This is a genomic window from Bacteroidota bacterium (assembly GCA_034723125.1).
Classification (GTDB): domain Bacteria; phylum Bacteroidota; class Bacteroidia; order CAILMK01; family JAAYUY01; genus JAYEOP01.
Genome location: JAYEOP010000563.1, coordinates 1 through 7,378, shown reverse-complemented (window position 1 = coordinate 7,378; position 7,378 = coordinate 1). Strand labels below are relative to the sequence as shown.

The 7,378-nt window shown below is 30.5% G+C and carries 4 protein-coding genes; 2 read left to right on the top strand and 2 right to left on the bottom strand.

Features of this window, described 5'->3' with window-relative positions; translation table 11 throughout:
- Positions 1–114: 114 nt before the first annotated feature.
- Positions 115–486 (top strand): c-type cytochrome, encoded by a 372-nt coding sequence (locus tag U9R42_14315; protein ID MEA3497198.1) that lies wholly within the window; start codon positions 115–117, stop codon positions 484–486.
- Between the two features lie 32 nt (positions 487–518).
- Positions 519–2,045 (top strand): ankyrin repeat domain-containing protein, encoded by a 1,527-nt coding sequence (locus U9R42_14310; protein MEA3497197.1) that lies wholly within the window; start codon positions 519–521, stop codon positions 2,043–2,045.
- 560 nt (positions 2,046–2,605) lie between these two features.
- On the opposite strand, the gene U9R42_14305 is transcribed toward U9R42_14310, so the two are convergent.
- Positions 2,606–4,066, bottom strand: coding sequence for a hypothetical protein (locus U9R42_14305; protein ID MEA3497196.1), 1,461 nt, complete (start codon positions 4,064–4,066; stop codon positions 2,606–2,608).
- 125 nt (positions 4,067–4,191) lie between these two features.
- Positions 4,192–6,741 (bottom strand): DNA gyrase subunit A, encoded by a 2,550-nt coding sequence (gyrA, locus tag U9R42_14300; GenBank protein ID MEA3497195.1) that lies wholly within the window; start codon positions 6,739–6,741, stop codon positions 4,192–4,194.
- Positions 6,742–7,378 lie beyond the last annotated feature (637 nt).

The window sequence follows — 7,378 nt, the reverse complement described above, 5'->3', positions numbered from 1 at the left end:
AAAAATCTTAGAAATCATAAAATTTGATAGTTTTCTTAGAGGCACTATTTAAACAAATCCATTACATTTGCAAGCTAAATAAATTCACTAATAATTAAATTACAGTCATAAAAAATGAAAAAAAATTTAAATATATTTTTATTAGTATTCTTTGTAAGTGGTTTATTTACTGCTTGCAACAACGAACCAAAAATAATTGCCGACATTGAAAATGGTAAAGTGGTTTACGAAAAAGTTTGTATGGGTTGTCATAAAACAGGATTAAATGGCTCGGCTGCTTTGGATGATACGGAAAGATGGGAGGAAATTTCTGATAAAAATATTGATACTTTGCAAAATCAAGCAATAAGAGGTTATGATGGAAAATATGGCTTAATGCCCGAAAGAGGAACATGCCCGGAATGTAGTGATCAAGACCTTTTGGATGCAATAATTTATATGTTTTCAGAATCAGGATTTCCCAGAAAGTTTAAGGAAGCTGAGTAATTTGCTAATTGAAGAATAAAATAATAGTGAATATGAAAATTAAAGCAACAATTATAGTTTTACTCCTAACAATCTTAAGTTTACAGCTTTTCAGTCAGGATAAATTAATCCAAGCTGCAACAAATGGGGATTTAGATAAGGTTGAGAGGCTTTTAAAAGACGGTGTAGATGTTAACTCAAGAAACATTGATAGTTGTACTGCATTAATGTATGCCGCAGTAGAAGGCAATCTTGATGTTTGTAAATTATTGATAAGCAAAGGAGCTTTAATAAATACTATTGATAATTCAGGAATTGCGGTTTTGTACTATTCCATTGATGGAGAAGATACGGAAACCATTAAATTCCTGATAAATAATGGAGTTGATTTATCAAGTAAAAGTGCTTACGGATATCCTGTTTTAATTTATATGATGGATTTTGATATGCCCGAAATATTTGATTTAATGATAGAGAAAGGAGCTGATATAAATGCTAAAGATGATAAAGGTCTTACTTTGCTTTCCTATGTAATGGAAATGGAGGATATTAATCTTAGCAAGAAACTTGTAAATAATGGGGCAGAGGTAAATGTGAAAAATGAAAATCAATTACCTATGATTCATAAGGCAATAAAAATGGAGAATAATGAGTTTGCTAAATTCTTTGTTCAAAAAGGGGCAAATGTTAATATCAAGAATAAAGAAGGTCTTACAGCACTTGCTTATTCATTAAAAAATAAAAATTTAGAACTTGCAGATTTCTTAATTTCAAATAAAGCAAATATTAACGCTAAGGATAATTATGACCAATCAGTTTTGTTTTATGCTTTGGAAACAGAAGATATTAGTTTTGTTAAAAAACTGATAAACAGTGGGGTAAAGGTAAGCGGTTCCAATAGGAATGACCAATCGGCTTTGCTTTATTCACTTGATAAAGAATACTTTGAACTTGCAAGGATTTTTATAGACAAAGGTGTTTCTTTAAGAAAACGAGACAGAAATGATAGAACAGCATTGGTAATTGCAATTGAAAAAGGAAATCTGGAACTTACAAAATACCTGATATTAAAAGGCTCTGTGTTAAATGAAAGGTTTAAAGATGATAAATCGCTTTTAATGTTTTCAGCAGCTTCAAGTCAATCGAATCCGGCAATGATAGATTTCCTTATTTCAAAAGGAGAAGAATTAAAAAAGGTTGATTTCAGAGGAAGAAACGCACTTTTATATGCTGCAATGTCAGGAAGTCTTGAAAATTTAAAATATTTACAAAAACTAGGACTTAATATCAGGACTAAAGATGGATTGCAAGCTACTGCAATTCATTGTGCTGCGGAAGGTGGAAACGTAAAAGTAATAAAATATTTGTTGGAAAATGAAAACTTTTTAGTGGATTTCATAGATAATAACAAGCAAACATCTCTGCATTACGCTGCAAAAAATAATAAAGCTGAAGCTGTTAAATATTTAATTTCTCAAGATGCAGAAGTAAATGCTTTTGATATTCGTGAAAAAACTCCTATAAATTATACTGATAGTGATAAAGTTTATAAAATTCTGAAAGAGAATAGAGCTTATTAGAGGAGGAAGTACTTAGAGTACTTAGAGTGCCTAAAGTACTTAGAGTGTAAAGTTATGAGTGTCTAGAGTTTTTAGAGTGGACTCATTTAATGGATAATCTAAATTATCACTGGTCGTAGATTGTGTCTACGACTTTTTTATGAGCCAATATTATCCTGAAAGAAGGTTTCATAATTTTTAAAACAAAGAAATAAACATACAAGCATCGGGAATGACTCAAACTTGTTTGTATGCTACCATTTTAATTTTTAATAAATCTGTGAATCTGTCTTTGACAGACGTAGTCTTTACTTTTTGCATGTCTTCGACAGACGAAGTCTGTGGCTATTTTCATTTTTACAACTTTTCGGAAATGTAAAATTCAGAAGCTATTCCTACAATATCCCATTCATCTCTGAAATAATTGATTCTAAGAGCTTTAATCTTAGTGAAATTGATATATCAGTGATTTATCAAAAATATATTATTTGTTATATAATTTACATTATGTTAAATAGGATTTTTAATAATAAAGGTGAGAAAAATCTCACCTCTATCCTTTTACTTATTTTTATACAGATTTAGTTCTTAAGTTTCTTATTCAATTCTGTAACTTTATCCATATCTCCTTTTAGTAGATAAATCTTTACTAAATGTCTTATGGGTGATTTATCTTCAGGATCTAATTCAATAGCTTTATTCAAAAATGGAATTGCCATATCAAAATTACTTATATAATCTGCTTTCATTTCCTTAATCTTAGCATCATTATTTCTTATTTGTAATGATTTATTATAAATATCAACTCCTGTGTTGTAATAAACTGTTCCCAATTTACTATTCAAAGCTAGAAGCACTTTAGCATCCTCTGTCATTGTAAGACACTTTTTGTATTCTGATAATGATTTATCAATAAATTTATTTTCCATGGCAACATGGTCAATATCGTCCTTAACATCTATTTTCCAGCTATCAAGTTTCTTATCTTTTAAATTCAAATATTTTTTACCATAGAAGTATCTTGTAATAGTATCTCCATCTTTTACAATTGTTTCTTTCCTTTGAGGATCTCCAAATCTTGCTTCAACATTGATTAATGGCATACCTTTGTCAAGATTTTTAGTTGTTAATAACACTTGAGTTCCATGATAAGAAGCTATTGTATAATATGTTTCTCCTAAAGTGATTCTCAGATTCACATTTTCTGAATCTTCTGCAATAGCGGTTTCAAGTTTTTCTGTTAAAACTTCAAGCTTACCTGATGATTGATAAATAAGTAACTCTTTGATAGTCAGGTTTTTCTTTCCTTTTGGGTCAGTAACAAATTCCTTTCCTTTTTCAATTACAGAAATTGCTTGAGCTGTATCTCCTTCTTCAAGAAGAATATCAGATAATCCAATGTATGGGCTGTATTTTTTATACTTTTGTTGTATTAAAGCTCCAAAGTATTTTTTTGCATCTTCAACTTCCCCTATTTCATTTGCTGCAATAGCTGCATAAAGCATTACATCCAATGGATTAATATTGTTTTTATACAAAGTGTACATCACTCCTTTTGCATTTTCTCCTAAAATTTGAAGTGTTTCAAAATACTGGTTGAAATTTTTAAGTGAAGCTCTAAAGGTTTCATTTGCATTGTCTTTTACTCCTTGATTATACATACCTACTCCATTATTAAAAAAAGCAAGTGCAATACTTGTCAAAATTTTAGTAATTTCACTACTATACCTTTCATTTTCATCTAGCTTAACACATTCTTTTGATGAGACTAATGCAATTGTGAGAGGATCTTTTATATCTCCAGAATAATCCTTGGCTTCGGAAATATTTAAATAAACTAATGCCCTGTAATACCAAGCTTTGGCATCGCCAATTGTTTTTTCATGTTTTACACATTCATCAATTGCAATTTGTGCTTTTTCATATTCTTTTTCTTTCAAATAATTCCAGGCTGTTGTTCTTTTTGATTTTTGAGAATAAGCAGTTGAAATGAAAGATGTTAATAGAATAACGATTCCTACATACTTTAATACTTTTTTCATACTTATTTTTTTAGTTTTTAATTTTTGTAAACTTACAAATATAATTCCATTTTAGATTTTTCAATAAAATAATTCAATAACATTTTAGTTTAAACACTTGTTTTTCATTTCTTTATAAAATGTTATTATTCTTCTGTATTTTCTTCTTCTCCTTTTATGTTTTCTTTATCATTTTGTATTTTTGAGTTTTCATCAACCTCTGATATTTCAATTTCTTCATTATTATTTTCTGTTTCAACACGACACACTGAGGATATATTATCATTTTCATTAACACGAATCAATCGCACTCCCTGAGTTGACCTTCCCATTATCCTTACGTTCTTTACATTTATTCTAATGGTTATTCCCGATCTGTTAATTATCATGAGTTCTTCATCATCACTAACACTACCGATGGCAATCATTCTTCCTGTTTTTTCAGTAATCATTAATGTTCTTATTCCTTTTCCACCACGGTTTGTCATTCTGTATTCTTTCAAATAAGTTCTTTTACCGTATCCATTTTCGGATATAACCATAACCTGACCATCAGGATTATTTTCGCTTATCATTCCAACAACCTCATCGTCATCATGTTTTGTTGAAAGTCTGATTCCACGAACTCCTGCAGCACCTCTACCCATAAATCTTACTTTTTCTTCAGGAAAATGAATTGCTTGTCCATATTTGGTTCCAATAAGAATATCAGAATTACCATCTGTTTGAAGTACCTCTATCAACTCATCACCTTCGTTTATGCTTATTCCAATAATTCCACCTTGACGTGGTCTTGAATATGCTTCTAATGATGTTTTCTTAATTTTACCTTTTTTGGTTGCAAAAATTACATAATGATTGTTGATATATTCTTCATCTTCAAGGTCATCAACAGATAAGAAGGCTTTAATAGTCTCATCCTGTCCTAATTGTAATAGATTCTTGATGTTTCTGCCTTTAGTATTTTTCTCACCTTCGGGAATTTCATAAATATTCAGCCAATAACATTTTCCTTTGTCGGTAAACAACAACAAGTAATTATGTGTCATTGTAACAAATATATATTCGAGGAAATCATCAGTTCTGGAGGTTGCTCCTTTTGAACCTCTGCCTCCTCTCCTTTGAGTTCTGTATTCCGTTAGGTTTGTTCGTTTTATGTAACCGTTATGGCTAATAGTTATTACTGCTTCTTCATTTGGAATAATATCTTTAATATTAATATCCTCAGAGCTTTGAACTATTTCACTTCTTCTTTCATCACCGTATTTTTCTTTTATTTCCAGTAAATCATTTTTAATGATTTCCATTCTGAGATCCTCATTATCAAGAATTTTCTTTAGTTCTACAATGAGTTTTAATATTTCTTCATACTCTGCTTTGAGTTTATCAATTTCAAGACCGGTAAGTTTTTGCAATCTCATTTCAAGAATTGCTTTCGATTGAATTTCAGAGAGTTCAAACCTACTCATTAACTCTATCTTAGCTTCATCCGGTGTTTTTGAAGCACGAATAATTTTAATTACTTCATCAATATTATCAACTGCAATTATCAACCCTTCAAGTAAATGAATTCTTCTTTCTGCTTCAGCTAATTCGTATTTTGTTTTTCTTATTACGACTTCATGTCTGTGTTCAACATAATATTTTATAATATCCTTAAGATTAAGGCTTCTTGGTCTGCCTTTTACAAGAGCAATAGTGTTTACACTAAATGAGCTTTGAAGTTGAGTATATTTAAATAACTTATTTAAAATTACAGTTGCGTTAATACCTTTTTTTAGTTCATAAACAATTCTAAGTCCTTGTCTGTCAGATTCATCTCTGATGTCTGAAATGCCTTCAATAACTTTATCAACAACAAGGTCTGCTGTTTTTTTAATCATTCCTGCCTTATTAACAAGATATGGTATTTCTGTAACAATAATTCTATCACGTCCTGATGAGAGTTCTTCTATTTCAGCTCTTGCTCTAATTACTACCCTACCTCGACCTGTGTTAAATGCATCAATAATACCATCATAGCCATAAATGATTCCGGCAGTAGGGAAATCAGGACCCTTAATGTAATGCATTAATTCTTCAATAGTAATATCATTGTTATCAATGTATTGTATTGTTCCATCAATCACTTCAGAGAGGTTGTGAGGAGGTATATTTGTTGCCATTCCAACTGCAATTCCTGAAGCACCATTTACAAGTAGGTTGGGAAATTTTGCAGGTAAAACTACAGGTTCTTTAAGTGTTTCATCAAAGTTAGGTGAAAAATCAACAGTGCCTTTATCCATATCAACTAAAAGTTCTTCTGCTATACTTTGAAGTCTAGCTTCTGTATATCTCATAGCTGCAGGACTGTCTCCATCAACAGAGCCAAAGTTTCCTTGTCCGTCAACTAATGGATTTCGTAATGACCATGGCTGTGCCATACGTACCATTGTATCATAAACGGAGCTATCTCCATGGGGATGATACTTACCAAGTACTTCCCCTACTATTCTTGCTGATTTTTTATGAGGGCGATTATGTATTAATCCTAGTTCACGCATTCCAAAAAGAACTCTTCTGTGAACAGGTTTTAATCCATCTCTTACATCGGGTAAGGCTCGTGAAACTATAACAGACATTGAATAATCAATGTAAGCTGATTTCATGTGTTCGTTAATGTTTATTGGTATTATGTTTCCGTGTTTATCTTCCATTTGCTATTATTGTTTTCAACTAATTGTTTATCTACTCTAATCTTTTATCTACTAATCTTTTAGCTTTCTAAAAAAATGCAAATTTACAAAAAAATATCTCTAAAATTCAATTTCTAAAGATTTAAGTTATTAACATTTTTTTACTTATTTGTTTATTTGATTTACTGTCATTTAATGAGTACTTAATGACTCAAGTTTTGCAAATGAATTGTTTCATACTTTGTGATTCTTCGTGTCTTAGAGCCTTCGTGGCTAATTATCAATATCTTGCCACAAAGGCACCAAGGCACAATTTGCACTAAGAAAACTACATAGTGCCTCTAAGAAAACTATCAAATTTTGCAGAGTTTTCTTAGAGACACTACTTATTTGTTTATTTGATTTACTGTCATTTAATGAGCACTGAATGATATAAGTACCGATTTTCGCAGTTTTTAATAATGAATATTAAACAAGGAATAAAGAATTTTGAAGTAAAAAGATGACGATGATGCTGAGCAATTTTTGTGGTCAGCAAATTTCATTATTCATAATTCCTTGTTTCGCAACCGCTAAAGCTACAGCGAACGTGGTCAATATTCGATATTTTAGCGACAATAAGTCAGGTGTTCTGAATATAGGTATAAATTATGGTTTA